This window comes from Candidatus Foliamicus sp. (assembly GCF_965221325.1).
Classification (GTDB): domain Bacteria; phylum Pseudomonadota; class Gammaproteobacteria; order Steroidobacterales; family Foliamicaceae; genus Foliamicus.
The window spans coordinates 1,653,542-1,670,992 of the sequence record NZ_OZ244880.1; the positions used below are offsets into that span (position 1 = coordinate 1,653,542).

Here is a 17,451-nt window from a genome sequence, read left to right on the forward strand (position 1 = left end):
TCAGGCTGCTTCCTCGGGCGTTAGAGCGGTAATGGCCAGCGCATGAATGGCGCCGGTCATCATGTCGTCGAGAGCGGCATAGACGCGGCGGTGACGGGCCAGCGGGGCCAAACCGCGGAACTGCTCCGCCACGACGCGCACTGAGAAGTGGCCGCCACCGCCCCGCGCTCCCACGTGTCCCACGTGCAGATGCGAATCGTCACTTACTTCCACCTCGCAGGGCGCCAGCGATTCAAGCAGGCGCGCACGAATCAGCGCTGGGCGGTCGGTTGTCATTTCTCTTCGGCTGTCTTGAGCGAACGCACTATCCAAAGTCCTTGCAGCAGGCCGAACACCAGTGTGAGGCCGGTCAGTCCGAACAGCTTGAAGTACACCCAGGTGGACTCGCTGAAGCCATAGGCCACCCACAGATTAAGAACACCCATGGCCACCAGGAATGCGAGCCATGCCCAATCCAGCGCCGTCGCCGCTCTGGCGGGGAGCGCCGAGAACCCCTGCGCCTGGGAGGCAAGAAGCGCATGAATCACGCCCTTACGCTTCCAGAGCCGAACCACGAGCAGCGTCAGACTCATCGCCCAATAGAGCACGCTAGGCTTCCACTTGATGAACACGGGGTCCTTGAGCGCCACCGTGAGGCCGCCGAAAATGAGCACCAACGCCGCGGAAGCCAGCGTGATCGGCTTGGGTCTGTAGCGCCCGCCGATCAGCCACTGCGCGCCAACCTGAAATACCACGGCGCCCATGAGCACCCATACGGCGGGAATCAATCCCCATAGCAGGTAGGCGGCCAGGAACGGCGCAAGAAAGAGAAAGTCAAGCCAAGCATGCACGGCGGCGGCAATGATAGCGCGGGACCGGCGACCGGGCCGGTCCGCATATCCTGCTGCATATAATGCGCCGATGCTAAATTTCTTCCAGCACCCAAGGGGCCTTGTGACCCTGTTCTTCACCGAGATGTGGGAGCGCATGAGCTACTACGGCATGCGAGCCCTGCTGGTGCTCTTCATGGTCGATCAGGTGCAGCGGGGCGGGATGGGCCTGACCGACGAAATCGCGACCGCCATTTACGGTGTCTATACCGCCGCCGTGTACTTGGTGGCGCTGCCCGGAGGGTGGATGGCGGACCGGCTGCTGGGTGGACAGCGCGCGGTCTGGGTGGGCGGCATCATCATCATGTGCGGGCATTTCGTGCTTGCGATTCCCAGCGTTGCCGCCTTCTACCTGGGCCTGATCCTGGTGGTGCTGGGCACCGGTCTCCTGAAACCCAATATCAGCGCCCTCGTGGGTCAACTCTACGCGCCCACGGACCCGCGCCGCGACGGCGGCTTCACGATCTACTACCTGGGCATCAACGTGGGCGCGTTTATCGGCCCGCTGGTGTGCGGCTGGCTGGCGGAATACAACTGGCACTATGGCTTTGCCGCGGCCGGTGTGGGCATGTTGTTCGGTCTGGTGCAATTCCGCTTCACGCGTGAATACCTGGGCGCGGCAGGCGCTGCCCCGGAGTCCGACGCATCCGCTGCTTTCAGGAAGTGGGCCTGGCTCGGCGTGGCAGCCGCCCTTGCCGCATTGGCTGCCGTCTATGCCGGGGCGCTCGGCGGCGCCATCGAACTCAATGCCCGCGCCATCGCCGAAGCCAGCGCCCTGGTGATCGTGGCGGTGGCGGCAATCTACTTCCTGTTTCTGCTGTTGTTCGGCGGGCTGGCCCGCGATGAACGGCTGCGCGTGATCGGCATCATCGTGCTGTTTTTCGGGGCCGCCATGTTCTGGGCCGGGTTCGAGCAATCCGGCTCGTCGCTGAATCTGTTCGCGGAACGCTACACCATACGCGAGTTCGGTTCCTTCCGCTTCCCTGCCGAGTGGTTCCAGTCGCTCAATCCCTTCTTCATCATCGTTCTTGGCCCCTTGTTCGCCATGCTGTGGACGGCGCTCGCCAAGCGCAATCTCGATCCTTCCACGCCGCTCAAGTTCGCTCTCGGGCTCATTCAACTGGGCCTGGGATTCCTGGTGATGATCGGCGCCGCCACCCTGGTGGCCGAGGGCAACCCGGTTCTGCCTACCTGGCTGTTCTTCACCTACCTGTTGCACACCACCGGCGAGCTTTGCCTGAGCCCGGTCGGCTTGTCTGCCGTGACCAGACTGGCGCCCAAGAAATACGTGGGCCAGATGATGGGTATCTGGTTTCTGGGCGCCTCGCTGGGCAGCCTGATTGCCGGGCTGATCGCGGGAGAGTTCGACCCCGAGGCGCTGGACGACATGCCGGGACTGTATTGGCAGATAGTGCTTACCGCGGTGGGCAGCGGCCTTATCCTCGCGGTTTTCCTTAAACCTTTGAAGAAATGCATGACCCCTGCGGAGGACACCCAAACGTGAACAGGCGAGTCATTCTTGCGGCCTTGGCGATAACCGTTCTGGCAGCCGCGTCCACACCGGATGCGCCGCTGCTCAGCGCCGACGAATTTATCCGGCAAACCAACGAAAAATACGAGGAAATGCGGCTGGAAGGGGCCGCGGCCGCGTGGGCGCATGCAACTTACATCAATGCCGACACCGCCCTGCTCGCATCGCGCGCGCAGGAACGCAGCCTCAAGTTTCAGAGCGAAGCGGTAGAGGGCGCGCGGCGCTACGACGGCGCCGAACTGGACCCACTCACCCAGAGGGCCATCAATGCGATCAAGTGGGGTGCGACGCTGCCGGCGCCCAACGAAGACGCCAAGCGCCGTGAACTGTCGGAAATCATGACTCGGATGGAAGGCGCCTACGGGAGCGGCAAGTATTGTCCCGACGGGCCGGAGAGCTGTCGCGATCTCGAAGAACTCAGCGAAGTCATGGCGCGCAGCCGGAACCACGACGAGTTGCTGGAGGCATGGCGCGGCTGGAGAACCATTTCCCCGCCCTACCGAGCCGACTACCAGCGCTTCGTGGAGTTGGGCAACGAGGGCGCCCGCGAGCTGGGATTCAACGACATGGGCGAGCTATGGCGCTCCGGATACGACATGCCGGTAACGGATTTTCGCGATGAGGTGGAGCGGCTCTGGGGCCAGGTGTCGCCGCTATACGAGGAACTGCACTGTTATACCGCCGACAAGCTCCGGAGAGCCTATGGTGAATCCATGGTTCCGGAAAACGAACCGATTCCGGCGCATATTCTGGGCAATATGTGGTCGCAGACCTGGGGCGAAATCTACGACCTGGCAGAGCCGTACGCAGGCGTGGCAGAGCTGGATGTAACCCAGGCGATGCGCGACCAGAAATACAGCGCCGTGTACATGACGGAGCTGGCAGAAGATTTCTTCGTGTCGCTGGGCATGCCGAAACTGCCGAAGAGCTTTTGGGAGCGGTCGCTGCTGGTCAAGCCGCGCGACCGCGATGTCGTCTGCCACGCCAGCGCCTGGAGCATGGACGCCAAGGACGATGTGCGCATCAAGATGTGCATTGAGCCCACGCAGGAGAACCTGTTCACGATCTACCACGAGCTAGGGCACATCTACTACTTCCTCGCCTACCGCGACCAGCCCATCGTCTTCCAATCGGGCGCCCACGACGGATTTCACGAGGCCGTGGGAGACACCGTCACGCTGTCGATGACGCCGGAGTTTCTGAGAAACCTGGGCCTGGTCGAGGAAACAATGAACAGCCACGAGGCGCTGATCAATTCCCAGATGAAGCAGGCGCTGGACAAGATCGCTTTCCTGCCGTTCGGCAAACTGATGGATCAGTGGCGCTGGGGCGTGTTTTCCGGAGAGATTGCGCCGGAAGACTACAACGCGGCATGGTGGGACTTGCGTACCCGCTACCAGGGAATTCGCCCGCCCGTGGACCGCAGCGAGAACGATTTCGACCCCGGCGCGAAATACCATATTCCGGGCAACACGCCCTACACACGCTATTTTCTCGCCTTCGTGCTGCAATTTCAGATGCAGCGCGCGCTGTGCGAGGCGGCGGGCTTCGACGGCCCGCTGCACGAATGCTCGCTCTACGGAAACAAGAAAGCCGGCGCGCTGCTCTGGGAGATGCTCGAGCAGGGCTCAAGGCAGCCATGGCAGGACACGCTGGAAGCGGCCACCGGACAGCGCGTCATGGACGCTTCGGCGATCATCGCCTATTTCCAACCGCTCATGGACTGGCTGGAAACCGAGAATCAAGGGCTTTCCTGCGGCTGGTAAGTCGTTGAGGCGAGGCGCCGGCGCGGTATAGCTGCTGCCGTCTCCGCACCCCTGACCTGCCGATGCACGCACTTTCCAGGATAATTTCCGCATGACGCGAAAAATCCTCGTTACCGCGGCGTTGCCGTACGCCAGCGGCCGGATTCATCTCGGCAACCTGCTGGAAATGGTGCAGACCGATATCTGGGTGCGCTACCAGCGGCTTTCCGGCGCCGACTGCGTATTCGTGTGCGCAACCGACGCGCACGGCACGCCCACCATGCTCAGAGCACGCGAAGCCGGCGTAAGCCCCGAGGAATACGCCGAATCCTGCCGCACGGCCCACATGCGGGATTTCGAGTCCTTCGGAATCCGCTTCGACAACTATTACACGACCCATTCGCCGGAGAATCGCGAACTGGTGGAGCAAATCTACGGTCGGCTGGTGGAGAATGGGCACATCTCCACTCGCACCATACAGCAGGCCTACGACGAGCAGGCCGGCATGTTCCTGCCCGATCGCTACGTGCGCGGCGAGTGCCCGTCCTGCGGCGCGCAGGATCAATACGGGGATAGCTGCTCAGTCTGCGGCGCTACCTATGCGCCGTCGGAATTGATCAACCCGCGTTCGATCCTGAGCGGCCGCGCCCCGGTAACGCGCGAATCGGAGCACAAGTTCTTCAAGCTGGGAACATTCAAGTCTGCGCTGAAAGCCTGGATGCAGGCCAGCAACCTCGACCGCGGCGCCCGCAACAAGCTGGCCGAGTGGTTCAAGGACGGCCTCAAGGACTGGGACATCACGCGCGATGAGCCGTATTTCGGGTTCGAGGTGCCGGGCGAAAAGGGCAAGTTCTTCTATGTCTGGCTGGACGCTCCCGTAGGCTACATGGCCAGTTTTCGCAACATTTGCGGGTCCGGCGAGGAAGGCGAACGCAGATTCGAGGCCTATTTCGGCCCCGACAGTGGCGCGGAGCTCTACCACTTCATCGGCAAGGACATCCTGTATTTTCACGCGCTGTTCTGGCCCGCCGTGCTGCTGGGCGCAGGCATGCGCACGCCCAGCGGAGTATTCGTACATGGGTTTCTCACCGTGGACGGACAAAAAATGTCCAAGTCGCGCGGCACTTTCATCACTGCGGCCGACTATCTGGCCGCGGGCCTGGATCCCGATTGCCTGCGCTACTACTACGCCGCCAAGCTGGGGCCGGGCCTGGACGATATCGACCTGAATCTGGAGGACTTCGCGGCCCGCATCAACTCCGACCTGGTCGGCAAGCTGGTCAATATCGCCAGCCGCTGCGCCAGCTTCATGGAGCGCAACTTCGGCAATCGGCTCGGGCCGCGCTTGCATGAACCATCGCTCTACGAGGAATTCACTGCGCAACGCGAGTCGATCGGCGGCCACTACGAATCCCGCTCGTACGCCAAGGCCATGCGCGAGATCATGGCGCTGGCCGACCGCGCAAATGCGTGGATCAACGAGCACAAACCCTGGGAGCTGGCCAAGAACTCCGACAAGCAGGAGGAGTTGCAGGCCGTCGTCACACAGGGCATCAACCTGTTTCGCGTGCTGATGACCTACATCGCGCCCGTGCTTCCGAACATTTCCTTACAAGCCGAGCAATTCCTGGGTTCCGCTTTGAACTGGCGTGATGTGGACAAACCATTGCTGGACGAAACCCTGGGCAAATTCAAGCCCCTGGCGGCACGCGTTTCCGGTAAGGCGCTCAAGGCACTGGTCGAACCCGAGCGGAGCGAAACTGCCGCCGAGCCCACACGCACCGAACCTATCGATATCGAGGAATTTCTGCGCACCGATTTGCGCATCGCGAAAATCGTCAAGGCCGAGCGCGTTGCCGGCGCCGATCGGCTGTTACGCCTGACGCTGGATGACGGCGGCACGGGCCGCACTGTTTTTGCCGGCATCGCCGGCGCCTATGCGCCCTCTATCCTGGTCGGCCGCAAAGTGGTGCTGGTGGCCAACCTCAAACCACGCAAGATGCGCTTCGGGACATCCGACGGGATGGTGCTGGCCGCCGGCGAGGGCGATGCGGGCGTGTTCCTGCTTTCGCCCGACGAAGGAGCGGAACCCGGTATGCGGGTGCGTTGATTGGCGCTAGAGCGCTGTAAAGCGTTTACAGCCGCGAGGACGACCTCGGGCGCGGGCATTGCATGAAGCCGGCAGTGGCTCGCATCGACGAAGCGGTCTGCGTGGGTTGCGCGCGCTGCTTGCCAGCATGCCCGGTGGACGCGATTATCGGCAGCCGAAACTTTACCCACACCGTGATGCACGAAGAGTGCGTGGGCTGCGGCTTGTGTCTTCCGCCCTGCCCCGTGGACTGCATCACTATCGAGCCTCGGTTCGCCGCTCCGCCCACCGGCAGCGAGGACGAATCCATGCGCCATAGTCAGTTGCGCCGCCTATCCAAGACCGCACGGCGTCGTTTCCGCGCCCGCAAACGGCGGCTATCCGATCTCGGCGAACGCGCTGAAGCGCGCATATCGGGTGCTCCACCCGCAACCGCCGCGGCGCCCTCTGAAGAGGAAATTCAGGCCCTGATTCGCAACCTATCCTGACGCCCCAAACAAGCCGCGCCCGGCGCCGCCGAGTCAGACGGAAATCAAGTGGCTACGAGCGCAGCGATCAGTCCGCCGCCGATAGCAAGGCTGGCCAGCAGCATCGCGTTGATACGCCGCAACACCGCATTTGTCCCGCGCTCGATCTTGTTTTCGATAGCAAGCTGCATCGCCTGTATCTCGTTGCGCGGTATGTACGTTTCTTCCAGGCTGCAGAACAGATCGGCAATTGCTTCCGCCGCCCGCCCTTCCAGGCCGGCATCACGCAGCGTTTGGGCCGCTCGCAAGGAATGAAAGGCCGAAGCGTTCACCGCCCAAGTATAGCCCGCGCCTTGCTACAGACGTTCGCGGAAAATGCTCGCGTTTATATATAAATGGAACGATGCGCACACCGCAGCATGCGCCGATCAAGACGGCGCTGCCTATGCTGTGTCAGCCGGCGGCTTCGAGTTGCTCTTCGGTGGCGAAGTGGCGGACTTGCCACTCGGAAATCATCGGCAGGTTGCGGAACATCACCAGAACCAGCAGCAACCAGGCGCTGACAGCGCTCAAGGCGATGAGCCATTCGGCGGCGGTCATGAACGGGGTATTTTGCGGCTCGAGAACCGACATCACGAGCAGGTAGCGGTTGATCCAGAAGCCGATCACCAACACTCCCGACAACAGCAGCATGGCCGGCCAGGAGCGCTTCACCCAAGCGAATATGCCGCACAGCAAGGGAATGAAGAACAAACAACTCACCATGGTCCAGAAATAGGGCTGGTAGTGACCATACATCTGCTTGGAAACCACGCCATACTCGTGATCAAGATTCGCGAACCAGGACACGAAGAACTGCGCCCAGAACATGTATAACCAAAGCAGGGCGAACGAGGTGATGAGAATGCCCATCTGGCGCGCGCGGCCGTCGTCGAACCACTGCCGCAGGCCTTCCACGCGCCACAGTAGAGCGGTCATCAGGAGCAGCGCGCCGCAGCCGGCCAGGTTGATGCCCTGGATGTAGTACATCGGATACACACTGCTGTGATAGTGCTTCACCAGCATCATGCCGAAATCCCAAGCGACGAAAGAATTGCTCACTACGTAGAACAGCAGAATGAAGAAAGACGAGTAGTAGAGCCGCTGCTGCACCGAAAACAGATCCACCGCCCGGCGCCAGGAAGACATCTTTCGCCAGAATGCCCGGCAAACCGCGGTGCCGGTTACGGCGCGCTCATCCGTGGAATCCGGCAGCAATCCCCACAGAAAATACGCCACCGACAGTCCGTAGAAAGCCGCCATCGCGATCAGTTGGCGCCAGAGCAGAAAATCCTCGTTGAGCCATGGACTCAAGTGATGCCCGCCGCCGTTGTCGTGCAGCCAGTAGAAAAGGGATTCGCGCCCGCAGGCGAAAATCAGGGCGAAGCCGACAAAAGCGAAAGGCAAGAACGCCAGCGTCATTACCTCGCCGATGCGGTAGAAGGCCCGCGCGAACTCCGCCTTGCACAGACGCATAACTGCGGTGAAGCAGATTCCCGCCTGGCTCAAGCCGGTCACGAACATCCACATGACCACCGCGAAGGCCCACGGAAACTCGCTGTCACCCATTCCCAATAGCGCGACAAAGGACAGGAGCGCAAGCCCCGCCAAGCTGCCCGCTATGGCTAGAAACGCCCCGCGGCCTATTGCGCCGCTCGCGTTAGACCCGTTCATTCTGCCGCCGCTTCGACCGCGGCTTCGCTGTCCGTTTCGCTTGCGGCAACCTCGGCCTGCCGCGCGGCTTCTTCCAGCAGGCCAGTCTTCAGGTAGCGCACAATGCGCCAGCGATCTTCCTGTGACAGCGCGAAGCGGTAGCCGGGCATCACCACGCCGCCGTGCGTGATCGTGTAGTAGAGCTGTCCGTTGGTCTGGTTCTGCACATAAGGCAGCGTGAGGTCCATCGGCTGCGGAATGTACTTGACGCCCACGCTCCCATCACCCGCGCCTCCAGTTCCGTGGCAAGCTTGGCAGTAGTGCTCGTATTTCAGGGCTGCGCGCTCCTCGTCGCGCTCATCGGGCGCCAGCGGATCAACAAGTGTCTCGCCGACAAGAATCCGAGCGCGCACGAGGTCTTGAAGCCCATTCGGGCCATCGAGTTCGCCGCCATCCGCAGGCACGGACTCCGCTGGCAGCGTCACGACCGCTTCCTGGGTCTTGACGCTGGGCTGGTCCTTCATGTCGTCGTTCCAGGGCAGCGCCTGCAGCGAAACCGGAACCGCCGCAGCTACCAGCAACAACTTTGCGGGAAGCCTCATTCCGCGTCCTCCCGCTCAATGGATTCGGCGCCCGAAGAACGAAGTATTTTCTCCGCCGGCGCCGCGCCCGCATCGGACACCGCAATCACGAAGCGGTCCACGTTGCTGGCGGGACGATAGACGCGGTCCTTCCACGCCGGGAAGCGGCCCACCACGAAGAACCCCAGCAGCGTGGCCAGTACGCCAAGAAGAATAGTCATCTCGTAGGTAATGAGCAGGTAGGGCGGCAGCGCAATAATGGGACGCCCTCCGGTGGGCAGCAGGAATCGAGTGGCCGTCCAAACGCACAGCGAAAAGCCGCCCACGGCGCCAAGCACGGCTCCCAACAAGGTAAACACACGCACCGGGCTCTTGCCCAGCCCCACCGCCTCTTCGGCGCCGTGCAGCGGAACCGGCGAGAACAGTTCAAATTCACCCACACCCTGCTCCCGCAAGGCCTTTGCTGCGCCCAGCGCAGCGTCCTCGTGAGCGAAGGTGGCCAGCAGCGTCATGTGCTCGCCTTTTGCTTGCGGAGCGGATTGAGCGTTTCCTTGACCTCGTAGATCGACACGGCAGGGAACACCTTGATGAACAGCAGGAACAGGGTAGTGAAGATCGCGAATGATCCCACGGTAATCGAAATCTCCACCAGGCTCGGGAAATAGGTACCGAACACATCCGGCAGGAACTTGCGCGGCAGCGAACTGGCCACAATCACGAAGCGTTCCGTGAGCATGCCGATATTGATGAGGATCGAAATCACCAGCATCGTATTCCAGTTCTGACGAATTCGCTTTGAAAACAGAAGCAGCGGAACAAATGCGCAAAATGCGATCATTTCCCAGTACAGCCACCAGAACGGGCCTTCCCATATGCGGTACAAGATGGCTTCGTTTTCAAACGATGTGTCCGCATACCACCCGGTGAACATCTCGCAGATATTGATATAGGTCCAGATCAGCGACAGCACCAGCAGCAGCTTGGAAAGATTGTCGATATGGAGCTTGCCGATGTAGCGCCCGAAACCCATGAACCGCCGCAGCATCCACATCACGGTCACGATGCCCGCGGTGCCCGAGTAAATCGCCCCGCAAACGAAATACGGCGCGAATATGGTCTGGTGCAGCCCGGGCACCGTGGACAAGGCGAAGTCCCACGACACGATGGAATGGACCGATACCGCCAGGGGAATGACCAGCACCGCGAAGAAGGTGTACGACCAGCCCAGCGTGTGCCATTCCTGAGCGGTGCCGCGCCAGCCGAAGCAGAGGATGGTGTATATCCGGCGCCGCAAGCCCGTGGAGGCATCCCGCACCGCGGCAAAGTCCGGCAGCGATCCCATGTAGATGAACACCGTGCTGGCCGTGAGATAAGTCAAAACCGCCATCACGTCGAACATCAACGGCGAACGGAAGTTGGGCCACAACTCCATGGGATTGGGGGCCGGGAAAGTCCAGTGCAGGAACCAGACTCGCCCCACATGCACCATGACGAACATCGCAGCGGTCATCAACGAGAACAGCGTCATCGCCTCGGCGCTGCGATAGATGGACTTTCGCCAGTCCGACTGGGTAATGTGCAGCACTGCCGACAGCAGTGTCCCGGAGTGACTGAGGCCGATCCAGAAAATGAAATTCGACAGGTAGGTGCCCCACATGGCGTTGCGGTTCATGCCGGCAACGCCCACGCCAACCACGATCTGGTAGATCCAGGGCGCCAGGAAGAACAGCAGCGCTACCCCGACCGATATGCCTAACGTCACCCAGTAGCGCCAGGTGGTGGTGGTAAGCGCGCTGATGACGTCGCGGTTGACCTCGGCGTAAGCCGGCTGGCCGTGATCGAACATCTGTTGGCGCAGCGCAGAGGACATGTCTAAACGACCGGCTCGACGAATTCGGCCATACGCGGTTCACCGGCTGCGGCATGGCCATCTGCAGCGTCTCCGTGGTGCTCTTCATCCGTCTCCGCATGCAACGGTTCGCGCGCGTTCTTCAGATAAATCACGCTGGGCGCTGTGTTGAGTTCTTTCAGCACTTCGTAGGCCCTGGGATCCTGCATCTTCCTGGAAACCGCGCTTTCGGGGTCGTTGCGGTCGCCAAACACGATCGCGTCGGTGGGACAGGCCTGGGCGCAAGCGGGCTGCGCCTCGCCGTCAGCCACCCGGCGGTCCTCATCACGGGCCAGGTCCTTGGCGCGGTTGATGCGCTGTACGCAGAAGGTGCATTTCTCCATCACGCCCTTCTCGCGCACCGTCACGTCCGGATTGAGCTGCTGTTCAAGCGGCTCGTCCCAGGTATAGGTAAACCAGTTGAAGAAACGCACTTCGTAAGGGCAATAGACCGCGCAGGTGCGTGTGCCTATGCAGCGGTTGTACACCTGGGCGTTGAGTCCGTCCTGGTTGTGGTAGGTAGCAAACACCGGGCAGGCGATCTCGCAAGGCGCCTTGTCGCACTGCTGGCAGAGCATGGGAATGAAATTCAGCCGCGCATCGGGGTAATCGCCGTCCCAGTAGCGTTCCACCCGAAGCCACTTCATTTCGCGGCCCTGCCGCATGCGCTTCTCGCCCACGATGGGCAGGTTGTTCTCCGCTTGGCAAGCCACCACGCAGGCTTCGCAGCCCGTGCAGCGGTCCAGGTCCACGGCCATGGTCCAGTGGTAATCGAACTCCGTGTAGTACCCGTCCACGCGGTATTCGCGCAATTTGTCCCTTATGGAGCTCATCGCCCTAGTGTCCCTCGTCCGGTCCGAGAATTTGTCTGCCCAAGGTGCGGCTCAGGCCACTGGTCCTGGTCAGGCGCCCGCGCTTGCCCAATGCCCGCAGAGCAACCCGAGTGGCCGCCCAGGCCAGCGCCCCGGTGGCTGCATCGCCTTTCGCCGCCAGCAGCGAGGCTGCGTTCGCTCCGCGGCCCTGCGCATAACGGCCGTTGGCGCTGTGGCCGTGCCCCAGCGGCATGGCGATAACGTCCGGGCGCACGCCGCGATACACGAATACGGGCACACTCACCTTGCCGGCCGGAGATTCCAGTTCCACCAGGTCGCCGTTGCTCAGCCCCAAGCTTTCGGCGGTGGTGGGATTCACTTCCGCCCAGCTCCCATACACAACGCTGGTGAGCGGATCCGGCATTTCCTGTATCCATGGCAGGTTGGCGCCCACGCCTTCGCGGAAGCCCTGCGTGACATAAGGATGGAAGAAAAACGGGAAGTCGGATTCGGCGCCCGCGAACTCCGCGTCCGGCACCGCATCGGGAGCAGCCGTCTCGGTCGCGATCTCATCCGCCATGCCTTCCGCCAGCGGCGCCGCCCACATCCCGTTTTGCTGGGCAAGCCGAAAGCGTGCCTCGAAATCGCCGGTCAAACCAAGGGACTCCCATGCCTTGGCCCACTCCGAGCGCGTGTACGCAGCCGCATCTTTGAAGGGCAGCGCTTCTGCCGCAGCGCCGCCGATGCGGCCAGCCAGCCGAAGAACGATGTCGGTGATCGACAAAGTGTCGTATAAGCGTTTCTGCACCGGCTGCTGCAGCGTAACCGTGAGATCGCCGGCGCCCGGCGAAGATATATCGTCTCCCCAGGTTTCCAGGAAGCTGTCTGTGGCCAGGACCCAATTCGCGGCAGCGGCGGAGTCGTGCAGGAAACTGTCCAGGCTCACAACCAGTTCGGCCTGCTCAAGCGCTCGAGCAATGCCCAGCGATTCCGGCAGGTCGTGGACAGGATCAACGCCGGCCAGAACGACCAGCGACACGTCGCCGTCGGCGGCTGCGGAAGTAAACGCCTCAATGTCTGCAAGACCGGAGTAGGCCGTCGCATGCGCCAGGTTGGGCCGCACGGTATTGCCTAACGCGCCCAGAACGCGATTCAGTCCGGCAACCGCGGTCAATGCCGCCGTCGCGTTCATTCCCGCCCCGGCTGCACCGCCACCCAGAACGAGAGGCGCCTTGGCCGCATCAAGACGATCCGCAAGAGCCGTCACGCTAGCGAGCGACAGGTCCGCATGCTGCGCTGCCTCAGCGAGGCTCATCGCTTCGCCCAAGCCGTCCCAGGTAGCGGTCTCCTCGCCTCCCCGCCCGCGGCGCAGCATCTCGGCAACCAGTGCCAACGCCAGTTGGCCCTCGCTGCCCGGCCGCGCCGGCAGCCACTCGTCGGCATTGGCGCCGGTAAGCGACAGCCTGGGTTCGATCTGCACCAAATAGCCGCGATGTTCCCCAGAGCCTTGGCGAAACTCGCCGTAGGCCTTGGCGTAGGCGACCGGCGAACGCCAGGAACCCAGGAAATCAGCGCCGAAGGAAACGACCAGATCGGCCTTGGCGAGGTCGTAATGCGGCAGACCCCCGAAGCCGTACATCGCCTTGGCGGCCGCCAGTTCGGTAGCGGTTGTGTCCAATGCGAGGCGCAGCACATTGGCGTTCAGAGCGTCGGAAAAGCGGCTCAGCGCCTCTTCGCCGGAACTCAGGGCGCCGCCGGTCAGCACCCAAACCCGACCGCCCATGCCCGCCGAATCCAGAGCGCTCAGACGCGCGGCAACCTCTCCAAGGGCTTCATCCCAAGTTGCCGGAACAAAGCCGCCCTGCCCGTCCGCGCGCATTGGCGAACGAAGCCGGTCGGGGTTGTAGAGGGCATTCAACGACGCTTGTCCGAGCGCGCAGGAACCGCCGCGGTTGAGCGGGTGCCCCGCATTACCTTCAATCTTCTTGGCCCGTCCCTCGCGCACCTTCACGGAAATACCACAGCCGGCCGGACACATGCGGCACAGGGTGTTGTACCAGGTGTCCATCCCCGGCGAAAAGTCCTCCGGTGGAATATGCGTGGAAAGCAGCGTTTCCAGGGGGCGCTGGTTCACCTCGCCCAGCAGCAAACCCACGCCAACGCCGACACCACCGGCGCCGGCAAATTTGAAAATATCCCTGCGGCTTACCATGACATCAATAGTGGCAAGTCAGGCAGTCCTGGCCGTTGGTCACCTGCTCTTCGGTGTGGCAATCAATGCACCAGGGCATCCGCAGGTCCTGGTTGAGATCAACGCGCCGCGTGACGCGCTCCATTTCTTCCACCGGCCCGTGGCAGGTCTGACATTCCACGCCGCCGCGAATATGCGGCTTGTGGCGGAAATGCACAAAATCGGGCGTGTCGTGAATCTTGACCCAGGGAATGCCCTCGCCGCGCTCCCAGTAGTCGAACAATTTCTCGACCTCCGGTGTGTTGCGCACCTCGGTCAGCCCCTTGTGGCACCCTACGCAGGTCTCCACACTGGGCACTCCCGCGCTCGCCGAGCGATCCGCCCAAGCATGGCAATACTGGCAAGGAATCTCGTTTTCGTCCGCGTGAATCACGTGGCTGAATTCGATCGGCTGAATCGGGGTGTGGTCGTTGAGCCAGGCGCCGTGCGCCCAATGGCCGGCAAATGCACCAACTATTACCATTACGGCCACAAGCAACCCCGTGAACACGGGCCGTGCGGCGTCTAGCACCGAAATCGACAAGATCAGCTCCAATCCTGAACGGCGCGGAATTATAGACGCTTACACCCCCTGCTGCACGAGAAGTGGGCAAGATTTTTCCGACTTTGCGCTGCCCACGCCAAGCCGCTTTGCGCCGTTAAGGTTCGCTACAGGACTACCAGCGGATCGTCCATCGTGGCCAGCGGCTCGAACCCGTTTTTGGTTACGACAATCAGGTCTTCGAGATGCGCGCCGCCCCAGCCGATTTCCAGCGACGGCATATCCACCGTCAGTGTCATGTTCTCCTGAAAAACAAGGTCGTCGGAAACCATGAACGGCAACCCGTCCCGGTACGGCTGGTCGGTGTGCTGGAGGCCCACGGAGTGCGGTGAAGCGCCGAACACTGCTCGCGTCAGCGCCTTGTTGGCCTTGGCCATGGCGTCTGCCGCATGGGCGCGAATTTCGGAGTATTTCAGGCCGGGCCGCAGGGCTTCCAGCGCGGCTTCGTATCCGGTCCGGAGTATGGCCACTCGATCCAGAACATCCTTGCGCGGCTCGCCCAGGCACCAGGTGCGGCCGAAATCCCCATGGTAGTAGTTGATCTGGCTAACCGCGTCCACCATCATAGGCCGCCCCGGCACCACCTCGCCGTCGGCGAACCCGCCAATCGTGCCCACCGCAATCCAGATCGCCTTGGCGCCGCGCGTGGCGGACTCCTCCAGGAAAAGCTGATCGACGTCGGCCTTGGTCATCCCCGCTTCCACCTTGCGCAGCATCGCCATGCAGGCATCCTGGTTGGCCCGCGCCGCAACGCGCATGTGCGCCAACTCGACGTCGGACTTGATCATGCGAATCTTGCGAAAGGTATTGTCGCCCGGCACGCAGGTCACCGAGTGCTGCCCCAGGCTGCCGAGCACGTGGGCAATGCGCATGTCGTCCACTGCCACGCGCCCCTTGGCCAGCCCCGCTTCCTCAAGCGCGCGCACCAGCGCCCATTCCGGGGTCGCCGCCTTGCGGTTCTCGAAACGCCGCTCCATCTCCACCCAGCCTCGCTCAATGTCCGTGAGGCTGTCTTCGCGGACCGGACGGCGAAATCCGCCAGCCGCGGCAGGTTCCCGATTCCAGGTATCGGGGTCGCGGTACTGCTCCCAGGCTGTCGGCGCGCTATAGGGAATGACCTCCGGATATTCCCGCTGCGCATTCGCGATAAACCAGAGATCCGTTGAAGCCACGACCAGGAAAGAGGGCTTGGCGGGATCCCGCGGCATCACTGCGAAGCTCGGAATGGCGCGCAACTTCTGCACTTCGTAGGAAAAATAGTTGCCCAGATAGAACACATTGACCGGGTTCAGCGCAACGATTCCGTCAACGCCTTCCTGCTCCATCACTTCGTAGGCGCGCGGCTTGTTCACGAGGCTGCGCCCATCGAAATCGACCGCAGGCGACGGCCCCGGTGCAATCAGGCCCCAGTTGGCCTGCGCCTCGCGGGCGCCCAGCGTCGCGCCGGCCAATGCAAAAGAGGCGCCTCCCGCGATTCCGGCAAAGAAATCGCGCCGTTCGATATCGTGGGTAGTGTTCTTGCTCATGCCGCCCCCCTCCTGATGATGTCTTGCAAACCCTCGGCCAGCCGGTCAACCTGGGCTTCCGTGTTGTAGTGATGGGTGGAGGCCCGCACCGTGTTCAGGCCCATGTCGGTTTCGCGCACCCAAACCCGGTGCCTGTCCCATAGGGCATCGACCACCGCTTGCCGCTCGAATCCCTGCAGCGTGAATCCGATCAGGCCGCCGCTGAGTTGCGGGTGCGCGGAGGTATGTACATGGGCTTGCGGTATCGCCTCCAGCCTTTCCCGCAACCGCGCGGCCAGCGCGCGAATGCGCCGTTCGATGCGTTGACGGCCGACAGCGTTCTGAAACTCGACTGCCGCGAGCGTGGCTTCCAACAGAGGGCCTGCCCGCTGGCTTAGCCGGTCATAACGCCGGGCGCCGCTTTCCGTATCGTCCCAGTCCATGGAAGCCACGGTCGGCCAGAGCTTATCCTGCGATTCGCGCCGCAGGTAGAGGAAACCTGTGCCCACCGGAGCGCCCAGCCATTTGTATGGGCTTGAGGCATAGAAGTCGGCGCCCAGCGCATCCAGGTCCAGCGCCAGCATGCCCAGCGCATGGGCGCCGTCCACTACCGTGAGAATCCCACGCGGGCGGGCCAGGGCCGCCAGCTCCTTCACCGGCAACATGCAGCCGGTAGGGAAGGTTATGTGGCTCACGCTGATTACACGCGTACGCGGCGTGATGGCGTCCTCGAAGCGGTTGAGGATGTCGGCGGGGCTGGGAGTGGGAATGGGAAACGGCAACTCCTTCACCACCACGCCATGCCGCTTGGCCTTGATCTTCCAGGGCTCCAGCCCGCCAGGATGCTCGTGAAACGAGCACAGCACCTCGTCGCCCGCCTTCAGATCAAGGCCGTTGGCGATGAAACTCATGCCCTCGGTGGTATTGCGGGTAAGCGCAACCTCGCCGGCATCAGAATGTGCAAAGTCCGCCAGTGCCTGCCGCAGTTCCTCCTGGACATCCTTGTGCCTTCGGTTGGTTCGCCCCGGATCGGCGGCCAGCCCCCGGTAACCCTCCACCACTGCGTAGTAGGCGGCTTTGGGCATGGGCCCCAAAGTACCGCTGTTCATGTACGCGAGCTCGTCGGAAATCAGAAACTCACCGCGCACACAGGCCCAGAAATCGTCCTCCGACATACCGGCAGCGGCAGCGTCGCGAATTGTGCGTGCCGAATCGAGCCCTGCGCCAAGCGCCGCGGATGCGGGCAGCGTAGCGCCCGCCACGGCTGCGCCCAGGAACAGCCGGCGGGACACGCCCGCGGCGGTTCCGGACTCCTGCATGATACGGTTCGCGTTCTCCAGCATGAAGACAGCCTGTGCCTGCGCTTTCCTGCACAAGAGGCAAGGCATCATAATAGACTACGCTACCGGCGCGGAAAGCCTTTCCTGGGGAAACCACAAACCATTTCCGAACATACTGGGGCCGCCTGGTCAGGCCCATG

16 protein-coding genes are annotated in these 17,451 nt (G+C 62.4%); 4 read left to right on the forward strand and 12 right to left on the reverse strand.

Annotation, left to right across the window (positions count from 1 at the left end; genetic code table 11):
* Together ACWCOO_RS07260 and ACWCOO_RS07265 are read right to left on the reverse strand one after the other, a co-directional pair.
* Positions 1-276: a BolA family protein gene (locus tag ACWCOO_RS07260; RefSeq protein ID WP_446830332.1), complete on the reverse strand. Its 276-nt coding sequence runs from the start codon at positions 274-276 to the stop codon at positions 1-3.
* Entirely contained in the window at positions 273-830 is a 558-nt protein-coding gene (locus ACWCOO_RS07265) for an inner membrane-spanning protein YciB (protein WP_446830333.1), read from the reverse strand. Before ACWCOO_RS07265 ends, ACWCOO_RS07260 begins: the two co-directional genes overlap by 4 nt.
* Positions 831-900: 70 nt before the next feature.
* Between ACWCOO_RS07265 and ACWCOO_RS07270 the strand changes: the two genes are divergently transcribed.
* The 4 genes from ACWCOO_RS07270 (at position 901) to ACWCOO_RS07285 (ending at position 6,722) form a co-directional block, all read left to right on the forward strand.
* Entirely contained in the window at positions 901-2,373 is a 1,473-nt protein-coding gene (locus ACWCOO_RS07270) for a peptide MFS transporter (RefSeq protein WP_446830334.1), read from the forward strand.
* On the forward strand, positions 2,370-4,166 hold the full coding sequence (locus tag ACWCOO_RS07275) for a M2 family metallopeptidase (protein WP_446830335.1): 1,797 nt from the start codon (positions 2,370-2,372) through the stop codon (positions 4,164-4,166). Before ACWCOO_RS07270 ends, ACWCOO_RS07275 begins: the two co-directional genes overlap by 4 nt.
* 91 nt (positions 4,167-4,257) lie before the next feature.
* The gene (gene metG, locus ACWCOO_RS07280; protein ID WP_446830336.1) at positions 4,258-6,255 is read left to right on the forward strand and encodes a methionine--tRNA ligase; all 1,998 of its coding nucleotides are present in this window, start codon (positions 4,258-4,260) and stop codon (positions 6,253-6,255) included.
* A gap of 62 nt (positions 6,256-6,317) precedes the next feature.
* Positions 6,318-6,722 (forward strand): RnfABCDGE type electron transport complex subunit B, encoded by a 405-nt coding sequence (locus ACWCOO_RS07285; RefSeq protein WP_446830337.1) that lies wholly within the window; start codon positions 6,318-6,320, stop codon positions 6,720-6,722.
* A 44-nt stretch (positions 6,723-6,766) separates the two neighbouring features.
* Here the strand turns inward: ACWCOO_RS07285 and ACWCOO_RS07290 are convergent, their stop codons facing one another.
* The 10 genes from ACWCOO_RS07290 to ACWCOO_RS07335 all read right to left on the reverse strand — a co-directional run bounded on the left by ACWCOO_RS07290 (position 6,767) and on the right by ACWCOO_RS07335 (position 17,314).
* On the reverse strand, positions 6,767-7,033 hold the full coding sequence (locus ACWCOO_RS07290) for a hypothetical protein (RefSeq protein ID WP_446830338.1): 267 nt from the start codon (positions 7,031-7,033) through the stop codon (positions 6,767-6,769).
* Positions 7,034-7,154: 121 nt separating this feature from the next.
* On the reverse strand, positions 7,155-8,414 hold the full coding sequence (locus tag ACWCOO_RS07295; protein ID WP_446830339.1) for a hypothetical protein: 1,260 nt from the start codon (positions 8,412-8,414) through the stop codon (positions 7,155-7,157).
* Positions 8,411-8,995, reverse strand: a complete 585-nt coding sequence (locus tag ACWCOO_RS07300; protein ID WP_446830340.1) for a c-type cytochrome — start codon at positions 8,993-8,995, stop codon at positions 8,411-8,413. Before ACWCOO_RS07300 ends, ACWCOO_RS07295 begins: the two co-directional genes overlap by 4 nt.
* Complete coding sequence (locus ACWCOO_RS07305; protein WP_446830341.1) at positions 8,992-9,486, reverse strand: DUF3341 domain-containing protein; 495 nt, start codon at positions 9,484-9,486, stop codon at positions 8,992-8,994. Before ACWCOO_RS07305 ends, ACWCOO_RS07300 begins: the two co-directional genes overlap by 4 nt.
* The gene (nrfD, locus tag ACWCOO_RS07310) at positions 9,483-10,844 is read right to left on the reverse strand and encodes an NrfD/PsrC family molybdoenzyme membrane anchor subunit (RefSeq protein WP_446830342.1); all 1,362 of its coding nucleotides are present in this window, start codon (positions 10,842-10,844) and stop codon (positions 9,483-9,485) included. Before nrfD ends, ACWCOO_RS07305 begins: the two co-directional genes overlap by 4 nt.
* A 2-nt stretch (positions 10,845-10,846) precedes the next feature.
* Positions 10,847-11,695, reverse strand: coding sequence for a 4Fe-4S dicluster domain-containing protein (locus ACWCOO_RS07315; RefSeq protein WP_446830343.1), 849 nt, complete (start codon positions 11,693-11,695; stop codon positions 10,847-10,849).
* A gap of 4 nt (positions 11,696-11,699) precedes the next feature.
* On the reverse strand, positions 11,700-13,886 hold the full coding sequence (locus tag ACWCOO_RS07320; protein ID WP_446830344.1) for a molybdopterin-containing oxidoreductase family protein: 2,187 nt from the start codon (positions 13,884-13,886) through the stop codon (positions 11,700-11,702).
* Positions 13,887-13,890: 4 nt separating this feature from the next.
* Positions 13,891-14,448: a cytochrome c3 family protein gene (locus ACWCOO_RS07325; RefSeq protein ID WP_446830345.1), complete on the reverse strand. Its 558-nt coding sequence runs from the start codon at positions 14,446-14,448 to the stop codon at positions 13,891-13,893.
* A gap of 125 nt (positions 14,449-14,573) precedes the next feature.
* Entirely contained in the window at positions 14,574-15,992 is a 1,419-nt protein-coding gene (locus tag ACWCOO_RS07330) for a M24 family metallopeptidase (protein WP_446830346.1), read from the reverse strand.
* A complete protein-coding gene (locus tag ACWCOO_RS07335) occupies positions 15,989-17,314 on the reverse strand; it encodes an aminotransferase class V-fold PLP-dependent enzyme (RefSeq protein WP_446830347.1) in 1,326 nt (441 codons plus the stop codon). Before ACWCOO_RS07335 ends, ACWCOO_RS07330 begins: the two co-directional genes overlap by 4 nt.
* Positions 17,315-17,451 lie beyond the last annotated feature (137 nt).